General features: G+C 63.8%; 15 protein-coding genes. 8 read left to right on the top strand and 7 right to left on the bottom strand.

Translation table 11 applies throughout. The features are described 5' to 3' along the window. Positions 1-272 precede the first annotated feature (272 nt). The 7 genes from MNR00_RS00180 to rpmH form a co-directional block, all read right to left on the bottom strand. Positions 273-590 carry a GIY-YIG nuclease family protein gene (locus MNR00_RS00180; protein WP_241927157.1) on the bottom strand — a complete coding sequence of 106 codons (318 nt, stop codon included), beginning with the start codon at positions 588-590 and terminating at the stop codon, positions 273-275. 1751 nt (positions 591-2341) lie between these two features. Further along, positions 2342-2977 (bottom strand): 16S rRNA (guanine(527)-N(7))-methyltransferase RsmG, encoded by a 636-nt coding sequence (gene rsmG, locus MNR00_RS00175; RefSeq protein WP_241927156.1) that lies wholly within the window; start codon positions 2975-2977, stop codon positions 2342-2344. A gap of 77 nt (positions 2978-3054) precedes the next feature. Beyond that, positions 3055-3549, bottom strand: coding sequence for a R3H domain-containing nucleic acid-binding protein (locus MNR00_RS00170; protein WP_241927155.1), 495 nt, complete (start codon positions 3547-3549; stop codon positions 3055-3057). Next, positions 3549-4613, bottom strand: a complete 1065-nt coding sequence (yidC, locus tag MNR00_RS00165; protein ID WP_241927154.1) for a membrane protein insertase YidC — start codon at positions 4611-4613, stop codon at positions 3549-3551. Before yidC ends, MNR00_RS00170 begins: the two co-directional genes overlap by 1 nt. A 3-nt stretch (positions 4614-4616) precedes the next feature. Next, positions 4617-4967 (bottom strand): membrane protein insertion efficiency factor YidD, encoded by a 351-nt coding sequence (gene yidD, locus MNR00_RS00160; RefSeq protein ID WP_241927153.1) that lies wholly within the window; start codon positions 4965-4967, stop codon positions 4617-4619. Continuing rightward, a complete protein-coding gene (gene rnpA, locus MNR00_RS00155) occupies positions 4964-5314 on the bottom strand; it encodes a ribonuclease P protein component (protein ID WP_241927152.1) in 351 nt (116 codons plus the stop codon). The genes yidD and rnpA overlap by 4 nt, the downstream gene beginning before the upstream one ends. Positions 5315-5320: 6 nt before the next feature. Continuing rightward, a complete protein-coding gene (gene rpmH / locus MNR00_RS00150) occupies positions 5321-5458 on the bottom strand; it encodes a 50S ribosomal protein L34 (RefSeq protein WP_241927151.1) in 138 nt (45 codons plus the stop codon). A gap of 322 nt (positions 5459-5780) precedes the next feature. Between rpmH and dnaA the strand changes: the two genes are divergently transcribed. The 8 genes from dnaA (at position 5781) to MNR00_RS00110 (ending at position 16204) form a co-directional block, all read left to right on the top strand. Continuing rightward, complete coding sequence (gene dnaA, locus MNR00_RS00145; RefSeq protein ID WP_241927150.1) at positions 5781-7175, top strand: chromosomal replication initiator protein DnaA; 1395 nt, start codon at positions 5781-5783, stop codon at positions 7173-7175. A gap of 415 nt (positions 7176-7590) precedes the next feature. Further along, positions 7591-8733, top strand: a complete 1143-nt coding sequence (gene dnaN / locus MNR00_RS00140) for a DNA polymerase III subunit beta (protein ID WP_241927149.1) — start codon at positions 7591-7593, stop codon at positions 8731-8733. Beyond that, positions 8730-9191: a GNAT family N-acetyltransferase gene (locus tag MNR00_RS00135; RefSeq protein ID WP_241927148.1), complete on the top strand. Its 462-nt coding sequence runs from the start codon at positions 8730-8732 to the stop codon at positions 9189-9191. The genes dnaN and MNR00_RS00135 overlap by 4 nt, the downstream gene beginning before the upstream one ends. A gap of 66 nt (positions 9192-9257) precedes the next feature. After that, on the top strand, positions 9258-10526 hold the full coding sequence (gene recF, locus MNR00_RS00130; protein WP_241927147.1) for a DNA replication/repair protein RecF: 1269 nt from the start codon (positions 9258-9260) through the stop codon (positions 10524-10526). Beyond that, positions 10519-11004: a DciA family protein gene (locus MNR00_RS00125; RefSeq protein WP_241927146.1), complete on the top strand. Its 486-nt coding sequence runs from the start codon at positions 10519-10521 to the stop codon at positions 11002-11004. The genes recF and MNR00_RS00125 overlap by 8 nt, the downstream gene beginning before the upstream one ends. A gap of 117 nt (positions 11005-11121) precedes the next feature. Next, positions 11122-13170, top strand: coding sequence for a DNA topoisomerase (ATP-hydrolyzing) subunit B (gyrB, locus tag MNR00_RS00120; protein WP_241927145.1), 2049 nt, complete (start codon positions 11122-11124; stop codon positions 13168-13170). A 53-nt stretch (positions 13171-13223) separates the two neighbouring features. Continuing rightward, positions 13224-15779: a DNA gyrase subunit A gene (gene gyrA, locus MNR00_RS00115; RefSeq protein WP_241927144.1), complete on the top strand. Its 2556-nt coding sequence runs from the start codon at positions 13224-13226 to the stop codon at positions 15777-15779. A gap of 20 nt (positions 15780-15799) precedes the next feature. Next, complete coding sequence (locus MNR00_RS00110) at positions 15800-16204, top strand: DUF3566 domain-containing protein (RefSeq protein WP_241927143.1); 405 nt, start codon at positions 15800-15802, stop codon at positions 16202-16204. Positions 16205-16378 lie beyond the last annotated feature (174 nt).

The following is a 16378-nucleotide window of genomic DNA, read 5'->3' as shown; positions in this document are numbered from 1 at the left end:
GGACCGTCTACAACTCTAACCGACACGGTCAGGTCGTTGAGCGAGGAGCGCGAATTGCCGCGGGCGCTCCGGTCATTGAGCGAGGCGAAGCCGAGACGAAATGCCCCTCTCCCCGGTCATTGAGCAAGGCGAAGCCGAGACGAAATGGCCACCCTCCTTTCCAGGACCCCGTTTCGACTCACTGGCGCTCGCTCAACGACCGCCCTCCCCCACCCCCGGTCATTGAGCGAGGCGAAGCCGAGTCGAAATGCTCCATCCCGCCACACCGTGCTTCACCCTTCAGCAGAAGCAGCACCCCGCCGCAGCGCGCGTTCGCGAGCACTCCAGCCTTTGATGGCGTCGAATCCGCCTTCGGTGAAGGCCAACCGCTTCGCGTGACTCCATCCCTGCATCCGCTTCTCGAGTGCGAAGGCTTCGTCGATTCGGTCGAACTCGGCCCACCACATCAGCTGCACGGGCAGTCGGCATGAGGTGTAGTCGCTGCCTAATCCCTGCGCATGAGTTTCGAGCCGAGTGTCCAGATCTTTCGTACTGCCGACGTAGAAGGTCCCATCGGAGCAGCGAAGCATGTACGTGTATCCGATCATCATGCGAGCGTACGGATCGGGAATTCAGACGTAGCCCACTGATCCCGGCCGCTGTGAATGTTTCACGTGAAACGGTGACTTGGGGAGAAGGATCGACCGAGACAGCACAAGGATGCGTCTACTCGCCCCGCTCTCTCAACGACCGGGAGCAGTCGTACCTCTTCTCGGTCATTGAGCGACGAGCGCAGCGACGAGTCGAAGTGCGCCCGCGTGCAGCACCGACTGTGTTTCACGTGAAACACCCCGGCAACACGGCATGAACTGTCTCGCCCTAAGGCGTTTCGACTCGCTGCGCTCGCTCAACGACCGGGCTCAGTGATGTCACTCCCCGGTCATTGAGCGAGAAGCGCAGCGACGAGTCGAAATGTTGGCACCCCTGGTGCTCAGATAGAGCACCAATGCCCCGCCATCACCAAGCGGGGTACTGCCCCTACCGACCGACGGTTTGGGACGGAAGCGCTGCGCTGTCACACATACAAGCACTCGAGCCGACGGCGTTTCACGAGAAACATGCGCAGTTCCCTTACACGCGGCGGCCACCAGGGGCACGAGCATTTCGACTCGCTACCGCTCACTCAATGACCGGAATGGGTGTCCCTCCCCCTTCGGTCATTGAGCGAGGAGCGCAGCGACGAGTCGAAATGCTGTCGGGGCGCTCCGGGGTCTTCCAAGTGAAGCATCCGTAGCAGTGGGTGTAACTGCTATCTGGGACGTCGGCGTTGCGATTCGCTGCACTCGCTCAACGACCGGGGTTGAGTGACGCGTGCAACGGTGACCCACGATGTAGGCACCCAAGATGGGGTGTTTCACGTGAAACATGCCCAGTTCTCTTACACACGGAGCCCATTGGCCAGTACGACATTTCGACTCGCTACCGCTCGCTCAATGACCGGAATGGGTGTCCCTCCCCCCTTCGGTCATTGAGCGAGAAGCGCAGCGACGAGTCGAAATGCTGGTGCGCTCCACCGGCGGCGCCGACGCTCCCGGGGTGCGGAAGAGCGGGCTTCGCGTTCGGTCATTGAGCGAGGAGGGCCGCGACGAGTCGAAGTGCTGTCGGGGTGCTACGGGGTGTTTCATGCGAAGCATCCGTACCACCGGATGTGAGTGCGATCTGGGAAGTGGACGTTTCGACTCGCTGCTCTCGCTCAACGTCCGGGGCGAAAGTCATGCCCCCCACGGGGCTGAGTGACGGGCGCGGCGCCGAGCCACTGACGAGCACCCCAGCCGACCTTGTTTCACGTGAAACATGCCCAGTTCTCTTACACGCGGCGGTCACCAGGGGCACGAGCATTTCGACTCGCTGCCGCTCGCTCAATGGCCGGAATGGATCTCCCTCCCTCTTCGGTCATAGAGCGAGGAGCGCAGCGACGAGTCGAAATGCGGTCGGGATGATCGGGGGTCTTCCACGTGGCGCATCAGTAGTGCTGGGTGTGACTGCTATATGGGCCGTGGACGTTTCGACTCGCTCCGCTCGCTCAACGACCGGGCCGAGCGACGCGCGGAGCAGCGACGCATAATTCAGGCACCCACGCCGACGACGTTTCACGTGAAACATGCCAAGTTCTCCTACGGGGCAGAGGTCATCGGCGAGCACGAACATTTCGACTCGCTCCACTCGCTCAATGACCGGGGGGAGCGGCACCCAAGGAGCGCAACGACGAGAGCAGCGATGTTCCACGTGAAACATTCCGACAACGTGCCGGCGGACGTTTCGACTCGCTGCGCTCGCTCAACGACCGGGGCAGGGGTAGCCTTCAGGCGCGAACGTGAGCGCGGAAGACGCGCGTCGGCTCGGACAGAACATCCTCACCGAGAATCTCGACGGCAGCGCCGGAGACCTTGTACTTCTTGAAGACCTTCTGGGCCGCCTCGATCTCGGCCGGCACATTGTGACCCTTGAGGAAGATCAACTCGCCGCCGTCCTTTGCGAGCGGGGCGGTGATCGGCACCAACGTACGCAGGGCGCTCACAGCGCGAGCTGTCACGACGTCGAACTCCAGCCCCACGTCCTCACCCCGCGCACGCATGACGGTCACGTTGTCGAGACCGAGAGATTCGACCTGCTCGTTCAGCCAGGTGACGCGCCGTTCCATCGGCTCGATCAGCGTCCACTGCACATCGGGACGGGCAATTGCGAGCACCAACCCGGGCAACCCTGCGCCAGAACCGACATCAGCCACCGAACCGTGGAACATCGGGGCCGCAATACCCGAGTTCAGAATATGGCGCGTCCAGATGCGCGGAAGCTCAAGCGGGCCGATAAGGCCCCGCAGCTCCCCCTCGGCGACCAGCGCCGCGGTGAACTTGCGCGCCAGGTCGATGCGGGCGCCGAAGAGGGCGGCCGCTGAGGTGGGTTCGAGTTCGGGAGTCGGATCTGTGGGGAGGGACATTTCGTCTCGCTTCGCTCGCTCAATGACCGGGGGCAGGGATGGACACGCGATGTTTCACGTGAAACATCCCCTCCGGATCAGCCGCGGCTGACCACCGTGTGGCGGTCTGCGCCCTCACCATAGGATTCCGAGACAAGGCCACGGTCCGACACGATGTCGTGCACGAGTTTGCGCTCATAGCTCGACATTGCGGGCAGCGACGCCTGGGTCGAGCCGGCGTCGAGCTTGGCCATGGCAGCATCCACAAGCGTCTCCAACTGGCGACGCCGCGTGTCCCGCGAGCCGCCGATGTCCAGGATCAGACGGGAGAAGGCTCCCGTCTTGCTCTGTACGGCGAGACGCGTCAGCTCTTGAAGAGCCTGCACGGTGTCGGGTGCAGACAGCACCGACACCCCATCGCCTTCCGCCTCGACCGAGACGTATGCCCGGCCCTGACGAACATCGAGGTTCAGGTCGCCGTCGATGTCAGCGATGTCCAGCAGCTCTTCCAGGAAGTCGGCTGCGACATCCCCTTCGTGCTCGAGCTCATCGACCGATGCACCGGTCGGCGTCTTCAGATCTTCAGCGGTCATCAGTTCGACCCCTTCTTCTTCGCGCGCTTCTTGCTCATCGGCTGCTCACGCTTCGGGGCCTCGGCCTTGGCCTTCTCGACCTCTTCCAACTTGCGCTGCTCTTCTGCCTGAACAACCTCGATCGGAACGATCTTGCCCTCGGCGTTGATGGCCTTACCCTTGCGAGCCAGGCGCTCCTCGCGAGCCTTGGCGGCCTCCGAGCCAGGGGTCGGCATCTCGCGGATGACCAAGAACTGCTGTCCCATGGTCCACAGGTTCGAGATGAACCAGTAGATGACGACGCCGAGCGGGAAGAACACACCCGAGAAGATGAAGCCGAGCGGCAGCACGTACAGCATGATCTTCTGCATCTGGTACGCCTGGCCGGTCTTGGCCTCGGGCGACAGGTTCTTCGAGATGATCTGCAGCTGCGTGAAGAACTGCGACGCGATCATCAGCACCACAAGGGTGGCCAGGAGGGCGATGGCCGGCACGTTCTGGTCTGCCCAGGCCTCGCCGAGCGTCTCGTGCAGCGACACACTGCCGAACAACGTGGCGTCGTAGAACTCCTGCGTCAGCTCCGGGCTCAGCATGCCGACGCCGCCCGTGCCCTGCTGAGCGTGGGTTCCGACGTCGCGCAGCACGCTGAACAGCGCGAAGAAGATCGGCATCTGCACCAGCAACGGCAGACAGCTCGACATCGGCGTCGTGCCGTGCTTCTTGTAAAGCGCCATGGTCTCGCGGCTCATCGCCTCACGAGAGAGCTGATCCTTCTTGCCCTTGTACTTCTCCTGAACTTTTCGCAGTTCAGGAGCAATTTCCATCATCTTCCGCTGGCTCTTGATCTGCTTCACGAACAGCGGGAAGACCGCCGCTCGCACGACCAGAACGAGACCGACGATCGACAGCACCCAGGTGAGACCGGCAGCAGCGGGCATCCCGGCCGCCGTGAGCACCCAGTGCCAGGCGACGAGGATGAGCTCAACCGCCCACTTCAGTGGCCAGAGGATGGCACCGAACAGGTCAAAACCGCCGCCGGAGTCAGCCGGAGGCGTGGTGCTTGCGAGCAGGAGGTCAAGACCCACTGTTCAGTCCTTTCGAGCAGGTACGACGAAACCGCGGGCGGTCAGGTCGTATCGGAAGTGAGCGTGCGGGCGAACGTCATCGACGCCGCCTTTGCTCCACGGATTGCAACGCAGGATGCGCCATGCCGAGAGCATTGCTCCCCACACGGCGCCATGCTGCTGAACCGCTCCTACAGCGTACGCGGAACAGGACGGGTAATACCTGCATACGTCGCCATACAGCGGAGAGATGATCGCCCGGTACAGGACGAGGAATGCCAGCACGAGGTTGCGCGGCAGCACAAGGAGACCTCGAAGGAGATCGGATGCCCGGAACTTCGCCGTTCCGAACGAGTACGACGGCAGCGCACTCATGCCCGCACCGGACCGGGGACCAGGCGATTCAGGCAGCGAGCGACATCCGCTCGCAGTGACGCGAAATCCGCGGTGGCGGATGCAGGAAGGGCACGGATGACGACATCCGTGCCCTCAGGAACCGTGTCGATGAACTCCGCGCACACTGCCTTCAAGCGACGGCGAACGGTGTTGCGAACCACGGCGGTTCCTACCTGCTTGCTGATGATGAACCCGAACCGGGGTGCCCGTTGATCCGCGCCGGCGAGCACCGAGGTGATCAGACGCGGTCCGCCGCATCGCGTTCCACGACGGACTACCTGTCGGTAGTCGACGCCACGGGTCAGACGATTCGGCCGGGCAAGCACTGGGCTTTACGCCGAGAGCTCGGTGCGGCCCTTCGTGCGGCGTGCCGAAAGGATGGCGCGGCCGGCGCGGGTGCGCATGCGGGCACGGAAGCCGTGCTTCTTGGCACGACGACGGTTGTTGGGCTGGAAGGTGCGCTTGGTCATGGAATCACTCCGGAACTGGTGGTGTCACCGGGGTTCTGCATCCGGAGACAGGGGGTACTGCCAATAGGCATAAGTCAACCGATTAAGGGTACGACCTGCCGCGGCGCAGGGCAAATCCGCCACTGAGCGCTGCTGTGCACCCGCCGAGTTGCGCACACCCATTATCCACAACTGTGGACAGATCCCACCACTGCGACACACCCGCGTGTTTCCGCGGGCGGCTTGCTGTTCCGCGTACCGATGACTACCGTTGCAACGAACGTTATCCACAGGGGGAGATCACGCTTCAAGGCGACCTTTCCACAACCCCGCCCGGAGCACCATGACCTCTCCCGCCCAGCCCGACGTACCGATCTGGTCAACCCTGCTCGAACGTCTCGCAGCTGACGACCGTGTCAGCCCTCAGCTGCACGGCTTCCTCAGCCTGGTCGTTCCCGCCGGCGTCATGGGCGGCGTGCTGTACCTCGATGTGCCGAACGATCTCACCGCCGCGCAGATCAACAAGCGGTTGCGCATCCCCCTGATGGAAGCTCTTTCCGCGAGCGGCGACGAAGTCACGTCCTATCGGACCGTCGTCAACCACGAACTGGCCGACCAGCCGACCGCGCCGATCGCGGTCCCCGACTTCGCAGCATCCGAGCCCCTCAGGGTCGAGTCCCCCATCGAGCAGCAGCCGACCCCGCTGCGTCACGAGTCACGACTCAACCCGAAGTACACCTTCGACAATTTCGTCATCGGCCAGTCCAACCGCTTCGCCCACGCCGCGGCGGTCGCCGTCGCCGAAGCACCGGCCAAGGCATACAACCCGCTGTTCATCTACGGCGACTCCGGTCTGGGCAAGACCCACCTTCTGCACGCGATCGGCGACTACGCCCAGTCCCTCTACACGGGGGTGAAGGTCAGATATGTCTCCAGCGAGGAGTTTACGAACGACTTCATCAACTCGATCGCGAACAACCGGGGCGCGGCATTCCAGAGCCGCTACCGCGAGGTCGACATCCTGCTCATCGACGACATCCAATTTCTGCAGGGACGAGCCGAGACGCAAGAGGCGTTCTTCCACACCTTCAACCAGCTGCACGACCACAACAAGCAGGTCGTTATCACCAGTGATGTCGCACCGAAGCTGCTCACCGGGTTCGAGGACCGCATGCGCAGTCGCTTCGAGTGGGGTCTGATCACCGATGTGCAGGCTCCCGACCTCGAGACGCGCATCGCGATCCTGCGCAAGAAGGCGCAGAGCGAGTCGCTGCACATCCCGGATGAGGTCCTCGAGTACATCGCCACCGTGGTGTCATCGAACATCCGCGAACTCGAGGGCGCGCTCATCCGCGTCTCGGCGTTCGCCAGCCTGAACCGCTCCTCGCTCGACATCTCTCTCGCACAGACCGTGCTGCGGGACATCGTCGACACGACCGAGGACAACATCATCTCGCCGACGGACATCATCACCGCCACCGCCGGGTACTTCAAGCTGACCGTGGACGATCTCTATGGTTCGAGCCGTTCTCAGCAGATCGCAACCGCTCGACAGATCGCGATGTATCTGTGCCGCGAACGCACCAGCCTGTCGCTGCCGAAGATCGGTCAGCTCTTCGGCAACCGCGATCACACCACCGTGATGTACGCCTGCAAGAAGATCAGCGAACTCATGAAAGAGCGCCGATCGATCTACAACCAGGTCACCGACATCACCACGCAGATCAACCGTCGCTGATCCCCGACACGCCTGTCGTCGCGCGGGATCGCCCCGGTTATCCGCAGGGCCTGTGGATAACTTGTGCAGAAGATGCCGATCGGATGCCCGAATCGCACTCGCCTGTGGATAACTTCGGATCAGCAGTGATCCACCCACACCCCCGAAACCCGCGGATTCCTCAGGGTTTCCACATGTGACACGGATGTAGTTTCCTACTCTCCACTGCTATCCACCGACTTATCCACAGAATCCACAGTTGTTAACACCGTTAAGAGATTTCCATCCTTCAAGGGTTATCCGATGACCAGATGGATGTGGACGGACCGCGAATGACAACAACTTCCGAGTAGTGGACGCCTGGCGGGGTACGGCTAGCATGGGATGGCTTGCAGTGGGCCCACGGCAAGCAGCGAAGTACAACGAGGGAGCGCCCGTGAGGTTTCAGGTCAACCGCGATGTGTTCAGCGAGGCCGTGTCGTTCGTCGTCAAGCTGCTCCCTCAGCGGAATCCGCAGCCCATCCTTGCGGGTGTGCTCATCGAGGCATCCGATCAGGGCCTGACTCTGTCGGCATTCGACTACGAGGCATCGGCTCGGACCACCATCGAGGCGACAGTCGACGAGCCGGGCACGATCCTCGTACACGGGCGACTGCTCTCCGACATCGCCAGCCGACTTCCCAACGCGCCGATCGAGATCGCTGTCGAGGAAGACGGCGGCATCGCCGTCACCTGCGGGTCCGCGCGCTTCACCCTGGCATCCATGCCCGTTGAGGAATATCCCTCGATTCCCGAGGTCGCCGGCGCGACTGGTGTAGTTCCGGCCGAGGACTTCGGCACCGCCATCGCACAGGTGGCCTTCGCCGCGTCGCGCGACGATGTGACTCCTGTGCTCACCGGTGTGCAACTCGAGGTCGCAGGTCACAACCTCAGCCTCGTCGCCACCGACCGGTACCGCGTATCGCTGCGTGATGTTCCGTGGGATGGCGGCGAATCCGAGCAGACCGCCCTGGTCCCGGCGCGCACGCTCACCGAGGTCGGCAAGACCTTCGCGCATGGCGGCAACATCGAGATCGCGTTCTCGGGTGCAGGCGATCGCGAGATCATCGCCTTCACGTCGGGCAACAAGACCGTCACGTCTCTCCTGATCAAGGGCAATTTCCCGCCCGTTCGCCGCCTGTTCCCCGAGCAGACCGACCACTACGCGGTCGTGAACACCGCCGACCTCATCGAGGCCGTGCGCCGTGTCGCCCTGGTGCTCGACCGCTCCGCGCCGCTGCGCTTCACGTTCACCAGCGACAGCGTGACGATGGATGCGTCGGGCAGTGAGCAGGCACGGGCATCCGAGTCCGTCGACGCGCACCTCAACGGCGGCGACGAAGTCACGCTCGGGCTGAACCCGCAGTACCTGCTGGAAGCACTGGGCGCGGTCAAGAGCGAGTTCACCCGTGTGACCTTCACCTCGAGTGACAACGCCAACAAGCTCAGCCCGGTGCTGATCACCAGCCAGACCTCGGTCGATCAGGCCGGCCTCGACTCGTTCAAGTACCTGCTGCAGCCGAACCTGCTGCTGCGGTGACGCTGCAGCCGATCACGCCCGACCTCGCGCGACGGATCATCGCGCGTGAGGAGCGGGACGGTGATCGGTGGCACGCGGAGTATCCATTCGACGATGAGCTCGTGCCGTTGCGGATGCTGGCGCAGAACCACGCGCCCGACCCGGTCTTCACGCTGTACATGATCCGCGAAAAAGGCCTGGCTATAGGCGGTTTGGGATTCTTCGGCCCACCGGATGAAACCGACACCGTCGAGTTCGGATATGGACTCATCGCAGCCGCGCGAGGGCGCGGTCTTGCATCGGATGCTGTCGTCGAGGGCCTGCGGATTGCAGCGTCTCATGGTGCGCGGCGGGCCATCGCCGACACTGAGGTCGTGAACGGCGCCTCGATCAGGGTGCTGCAGAAGGCCGGCTTCGCCGAGACGGAGCGCACCTTTCAAAAGGTCCACTTCGCGAAGGATCTGCAGCACGGTCTGTGATGTCGCCCGACGTCGCAGACCTGCAGGCGACAAGCGGGTGTCGGACCCGAAAGGTAGGCTGATGCGGTGATCGTGGAGCACCTGAACCTGGTCGATTTCCGCAATTACGCGACCGCCGATCTCACGTTGCACAGCGGTCCGAACGTGCTGGTCGGCAGCAACGGTCAAGGCAAGACCAACCTCGCTGAGGCGATCGTCTTCCTCGCGACTCTCGGTTCGCATCGAGTCTCCTCCGACGCGCCGATGGTGCGCGATGGTGAGGAGTTCGCCGTCATCAGGGCCCGTCTCGCGCACGGCACCCGCAAGGTTCTCGTCGAAGTGCAGTTGAACCGACAGGGATCGAACAAAGCGCGCATCAACGGGTCGCCGTCGAAGCCCAATGAGCTTCCGCGCTATGCCCATGTCGTGCTGTTCGCTCCGGAAGATCTGCAGATCGTCCGTGGCGACCCCTCCGCGCGCAGAAGATTCGCAGATCAGCTGCTGATTCAGCGCATCCCACGGATGGCTGGTGTGCTCGCCGACTATGACCGGGTGCTGCGTCAGCGCACGGCGCTGCTGAAGTCCGCGCGCGCCCGCGGGGTGCGGGGCGAGGGACTGAACACCCTCGACGTGTGGGATGACAAGCTCATCGTGCTCGGCTCTGAGATCATCCACGCACGCATGAGACTGGCATCCGATCTGCAGGGTCCGCTGACCGACGCCTACACGGCCATCGCGGGGGCGGACCATCGTCCGCAGCTGGATTGGGCGCTGTCCGTGCGCGGTGGCGACCCAGAAGAGGGCGCCCTTCGTCTCGCTTCGCTCGCTCAGGAACCGGTAGAAACCGATGCCCGTGGCGAGATCGAAGAGCTCTTCCGAACTGCCCTGCAGGACAAGAGGGCGAAGGAGATGGAACGGGGACTCACCCTGGTGGGGCCGCACCGCGACGATCTGATCCTGCGAGTGCGCGACCTTCCGGTGAAGGGATACGCCTCGCACGGAGAATCATGGTCGGTCGCGTTGGCGCTGCGACTGGCATCGGCCGAGCTGCTGCGCACCGAATCGCCGGCCGGGGATCCGGTGCTGATCCTGGACGATGTCTTCGCCGAGTTGGATGCTGATCGTCGACGTCGACTGGCTGAGCTCACCTCCGGATATGAGCAGGTCATCGTGACGGCGGCTGTCGAGGCTGATATCCCCGAGGTCCTGCACCGGCACGTCGTGCGCATCAACGCGGGTACTATCAGCGACGAGCGCTCGGAGACGAACGAGAACACCGACTCGAACGAGAACAGCGAGTCGAACGAGAACACCGAGTCGCCAGCAGAGCCGACGAAGGAGGATGCCGATGACTGATCCGCAGCCTCCCGAGACCGTCGCGACGTATCTGCGGCTGCGCGGACTCAAGCCGAGCTCCAAGAACTGGAAGCGCAAGAAGCGCGTCGTCGTCGACGATGACAATGCCCCGTTCTCGAAGGGCCGCGACCCCGGCACTCTCGGCGACGTGCTGGCCAAGCTCACCAAGGATTCGGGTTGGGAGAAGACTCTCGCAGCCGAGGATCTGGTGAGACAGTGGGCGGAGCTCGCCGGCTCCGACACCGCGAAGCACTCCGAACCGGTGTCGCTCGAACGTGGCGTGCTCACCGTGAAGTGCGATTCGACGGCGTGGGCGAAGAACCTGCAGTTCATGCGCGCGGTGATCATGACCGAGATCGGTAATCGCTATCCGGACGCCGGAGTTCAGAATCTGCGATTCATCGGTCCGGACGTCCCGTCGTGGAAGTGGGGACCGCGCGTCGTGCCCGGACGGGGCCCACGGGACACCTACGGGTAGGGCATCACAACCAGACCTTAAAGCGCTCAGAACGCCACACACGGCCATTGAGCCGCATATTGCTCCCCGAAACCCGCTAGAATGGCAGTGACCTTTCGATGTGGAGACCTAACTCTGATGACGCCCGAAACCCCTGCCCCCGAGAACGACCCTTCGACGAACTCAGGGACCGGAGGCGGGCAGGTGCCCGGTGACTACGGCGCGGACTCGATCCAGATCCTTGAGGGTCTCGAAGCTGTTCGCAAGCGCCCTGGCATGTACATCGGCTCGACCGGACCGCGCGGCCTGCACCACCTGGTTTACGAGATCGTCGACAACTCTGTCGATGAGGCGCTGGCCGGCTATGCCGACCGCATCCGCGTCACGCTGCTGGAGGACGGCGGCGTTCGTGTGCAGGACAACGGCCGTGGCATCCCCGTCGATCCGCACTCCTCCGACCCGACCAAGTCGACCGTCGAGGTCGTGCTCACGATCCTGCACGCGGGTGGCAAGTTCGGCGGCGGCGCGTACGCCGTCTCGGGCGGTCTGCACGGCGTCGGCTCGTCGGTCGTTAACGCCTTGTCGACGCGCTTCGATGTTGAGGTCAAGCAGAAGGGCTTCGTATGGCGCCACAGCTTCGCCGACGGCGGCGAACCCCAGCAGGCTCTGGAGAAGGGCGACGCCACTGACGAGACCGGAACGACGATCACGTTCTGGCCTGATGCCACGATCTTCACCGAGACGATCGACTTCGACTACGAGACGTTGCGCACGCGCTTCCAGCAGATGGCATTCCTGAACAAGGGGCTGCGCATCACCCTGAGCGACCAGCGCCCGGCACACGCCTACGAAGTGGAAGAGGACGGCGAGCTCGTCAGCAAGCAGCCGTCGAACGACTTCCTCTATGAGCGCGGTCTCGTCGACTACGTCGAGTACCTCAACAAGGTTCGCAAGGCCGAGGTCGTCAACGAGGAGATCATCGACTTCGAGTCCGAGGACAGCGAGCGCAAGATCTCGCTCGAGGTCGCGATGCAGTGGACCACGTCGTACACGGAGAACGTCTTCACCTACGCGAACACGATCAACACGCATGAGGGTGGCACGCACGAGGAGGGCTTCCGCGCAGCGCTGACCAGCCTCGTCAACCGCTACGCCCGGGCGAACAACCTGCTCAAGGAGAAGGACGAGAACCTCTCCGGCGACGACGTGCGCGAGGGGCTCACCGCGGTCATCTCGATCAAGCTCGGCGAGCCGCAGTTCGAGGGGCAGACGAAGACCAAGCTCGGCAACACCGAGGCGAAGACCTTCGTGCAGAAGATCGTGAACGACCAGCTCGGCGACTGGCTGGACCGCAACCCGGCACAGGCCAAGAATGTGATCCGCAAGGCGATCGATGCCGCGACCGCCCGCATGGCGGCCCGCAAGGCCCGTGAGACCGCGCGTCGCAAGAGCGTCTTCGAGTCGGCCGCGATGCCGGACAAGCTCAAGGACTGCACGAGCAAGGACCCCTCGATCAGCGAGATCTTCCTGGTCGAGGGTGACTCGGCAGGCGGCTCGGCCGTGCAGGGCCGCGACCCGCACACCCAGGCGATCCTGGCGCTGCGCGGCAAGATCCTCAACGTCGAGCGCGCGCGTCTCGACAAGGCTCTGGCCAACAAAGAGGTCCAGGCGATGATCCAGGCCTTCGGTACCGGCATCGGCGAGGACTTCGACATCGAGAAGGCGCGATATCACAAGATCGTGCTGATGGCGGATGCTGATGTCGACGGCCAGCACATCACGACGCTGCTGCTGACGCTGCTGTTCCGCTACATGCGCGGACTGATCGAGGCCGGTTTCGTCTACCTCGCGATGCCGCCGCTGTACCGCCTGAAGTGGACGAACTCCCCACACGAGTACGTCTACACGGACGTCGAGCGCGACGCGCTGATGAAGGACGGCCTGGCCAATGGCAAGCGCCTGCCGAAGGACGCCGGCATCCAGCGCTACAAGGGTCTCGGCGAGATGAACCCGAAGGAGCTGTGGGAGACCACGATGGATCACACCACGCGCACCCTCCGCCAGATCACCATCGACGACGCGGCCGCGGCCGACGAGATCTTCAGCGTGCTGATGGGTGAGGACGTCGAATCCCGACGCACCTTCATCCAGCGCAACGCCAAGGACGTCCGCTTCCTCGACATCTGACGCTTCGACAAGCTCAGCGACCCAGATCTGAACGACCGGAATCGAAAAGACACATGACTGACGAAGAACGCCCCGACCTCAACGAGGGTCACGAGCACGGCCGCATCGACCAGGTCGACCTGCAGTCCGAGATGCAGCGCAGCTATCTCGACTACGCGATGGCCGTCATCGTGGGCCGCGCGCTGCCGGATGTGCGCGATGGCCTCAAGCCCGTGCACCGCCGCGTGATCTACGGCATGTACGACGGCGGGTTCCGCCCTGACAAGTCGTTCTCGAAGTGCGCCCGCATCGTCGGCGAGGTGATGGGTCAGTACCACCCGCACGGTGACTCGGCGATCTACGACACCCTCGTGCGCCTGGTGCAGCCCTGGTCGCTGCGCTATCCGCTTGCGCTCGGCCAGGGAAACTTCGGCTCCCCCGGCAACATGGGTGCCGCGGCTCCCCGGTACACCGAGACGAAGATGGCTCCGCTCGCGCTCGAGATGGTGCGCGACATCGAAGAGGAGACTGTCGACTTCTCGCCGAACTACGACGGGCAGACCCAGGAACCGGACGTCCTGCCGGCGCGGTTCCCGAACCTGCTGGTCAACGGCTCGATCGGCATCGCGGTCGGCATGGCGACCAACATCCCCCCGCACAACCTGCGCGAGGTCTCGGCTGCGGCGCTGTGGGCGCTGGAGAACCCCGACCTTCCCCGTGAGGAGCTGCTCGAGGGTCTGATCCAGCGCATCCCCGGTCCTGATTTCCCGACCGGCGCGCAGATCCTCGGCACCAAGGGCATCCAGGAGGCGTACCGCACCGGGCGCGGCTCGATCACGATGCGCGCGGTGGTCGAGGTGGAGGAGATCCAGGGCCGCACGTGCCTGGTCATCACCGAGTTGCCGTACCAGGTCAACCCCGACAACCTGGCGGTGAAGATCGGCGACCTCGCTCGCGAGGGCCGCATCACCGGCATCGCCGACATCCGCGACGAGTCCTCGGACCGCACCGGTCAGCGACTGGTCGTCGTGCTCAAGCGCGACGCGGTCGCGAAGGTCGTACTGAACAACCTGTACAAGCACACGCCACTGCAGGACAACTTCGGCGCGAACATGCTCGCGATCGTCGACGGTGTGCCGCGCACGCTCGCACTGGACGGCTTCATCACGCACTGGCTGCACCACCAGATCGACGTGATCGTGCGCCGTACGCAGTTCCGGCTGCGCAAGGCGCAGATGCGCATGCACATCCTCGAGGGCTACCTGAAGGCATTGGATGCCCTCGACGAGGTCATCGCGCTGATCCGACGCTCCCCCACGGCCGACGAGGCCAACGAGGGTCTGCAGCAGCTGCTCGCCATCGACTGGGATCAGGCCGATGCGATCCTCACCATGCAGCTGCGTCGCCTCGCGGCAATGGAGCGACAGAAGGTGATCGACGAGGCCGCCGCTCTCGAGATCAAGATCGCCGACTTCAAGGAGATCCTCTCGACGCCGGCCCGCCAGCGCGGCATCATCCACGACGAGCTCACCGAGATCGTCGACCGCTTCGGTGACGAGCGTCGCACGCACATCCTGCACGGCTTCGACGGCGACATGTCGATGGAGGACCTCATCCCCGTCGAGGAGATGGTCGTCACCGTCACCCGTGAGGGCTACATCAAGCGCACCCGCAGCGACAACTACCGGTCACAGCACCGTGGTGGCAAGGGCGTGAAGGGCGCGCAGCTGCGCGCAGACGACCTCGTCGAGCACTTCTTCGTCACGACGACCCACCACTGGCTGCTGTTCTTCACCGACAAGGGTCGCGTCTACCGCACCAAGACCTACGAGGTGCCTGAGGCCGGCCGGGATGCGAAGGGTCAGCACGTCGCGAACCTGCTGGCGCTGCAGCCCGAGGAGAAGATCGCTCAGGTCCTCGCCATCCGTGACTACGCAGCCAAGGACTACCTGGTGCTCGCCACCCAGGGCGGACTCGTGAAGAAGACCCGCCTCGGCGACTACGACACCAACCGCCAGGGCGGCGTCATCGCCATCCGCATGCGCGAAAGTGACGAACTGGTCAGCGCGAAGCTGGTCAACGCCGACGAGGATATCCTGCTCATCAGCGCCAAGGGCATGTCGGTGCGCTTCCACGCCACCGATGATGCGCTGCGTCCGATGGGACGCGCCACCGAGGGTGTGCGCGGCATGAAGTTCAAGGACGACGCTGACCACCTGCTGTCAGCATCCATCGTCGCCGAGGATTCGTTCGTCTTCACCGTCACCGACGGAGGCTACGCCAAGCGCACCACGGTCGCCGAGTACAAGGTGCAGAAGCGCGGCGGAACCGGCATCAAGGTGGCCAAGCTGAGCGATGAGCGAGGCGAACTCGCGGGCGGTCTGATCGTCTCCGAGGACGACGAGGTCTTGGTGGTTCTGTCCAGCGGCAAGGTGGTACGCTCTGCCGTGGCCGAGGTGCCCGCCAAGGGCCGCGACACCATGGGAGTCGTGTTCGCCCGCACCACGGGAGGCGACCGCATCCTGGCAGTCGCCCGCAACAGTGAGCGGGCCGTAACCGAAGAGGACGACGCGGAGGATGAGACCTCCGAGCCTCAGGCGCCCGAGACCACCGAGACCCCCGAAGTCTGATCCGAAGAGAGCAACGACACATGAGCACAGTCGCTGACAAGCTGGCCAAGAAGTCCACCCGTAAAGCCGGCGGCAAGCAGGTTCGCCTGCGCCTGGTCTACATGGACTTCTGGTCGGCCGTGAAGCTGTCGTTCCTCGGAGCGGTGGCGCTGGCGATCGTGACCATGGTGTCGTTCTTCCTCGTGTTCATGGTGCTGCAGGCGACGGGTGTCCTCACCCAGGCCGGCGAGATCCTCGCGACCCTGACCGACGGCAGCGTCGACCTGGAGAGCCTGGTAGGACTGCCGCAGGTGATGGCCTTCGGCGCCGTCGTCTCGATCCTGAACCTCATCGTGTTCACCGTGCTCGGCGCGGTCATCGCTGGTATCTACAATTTGGCCGTGAAGGTGACGGGCGGGCTGCTCGTCGGGTTCATGTCGAACTGATTCTGTTTCGGAAGAGCCCCTTTCCTGAGGAGAGGGGCTTTTCCGTGTCTGGCCGCGGTCGCGAGAAGGTTCCCTGCGCTCGCAGAGCGGGGCCCCTCCGCTTCGCTCCTCCCCGATGCTCGCTCCGGGAACATTCTCACTCCCTCCTCGTCGTCCCGTTCTGCGGTGATGGTG

This window comes from Microbacterium sp. H1-D42 (assembly GCF_022637555.1).
Lineage (GTDB): Bacteria > Actinomycetota > Actinomycetes > Actinomycetales > Microbacteriaceae > Microbacterium.
Note: the sequence above shows the minus strand (reverse complement) of the source record. Positions and strands in the feature narration are given on the sequence as shown.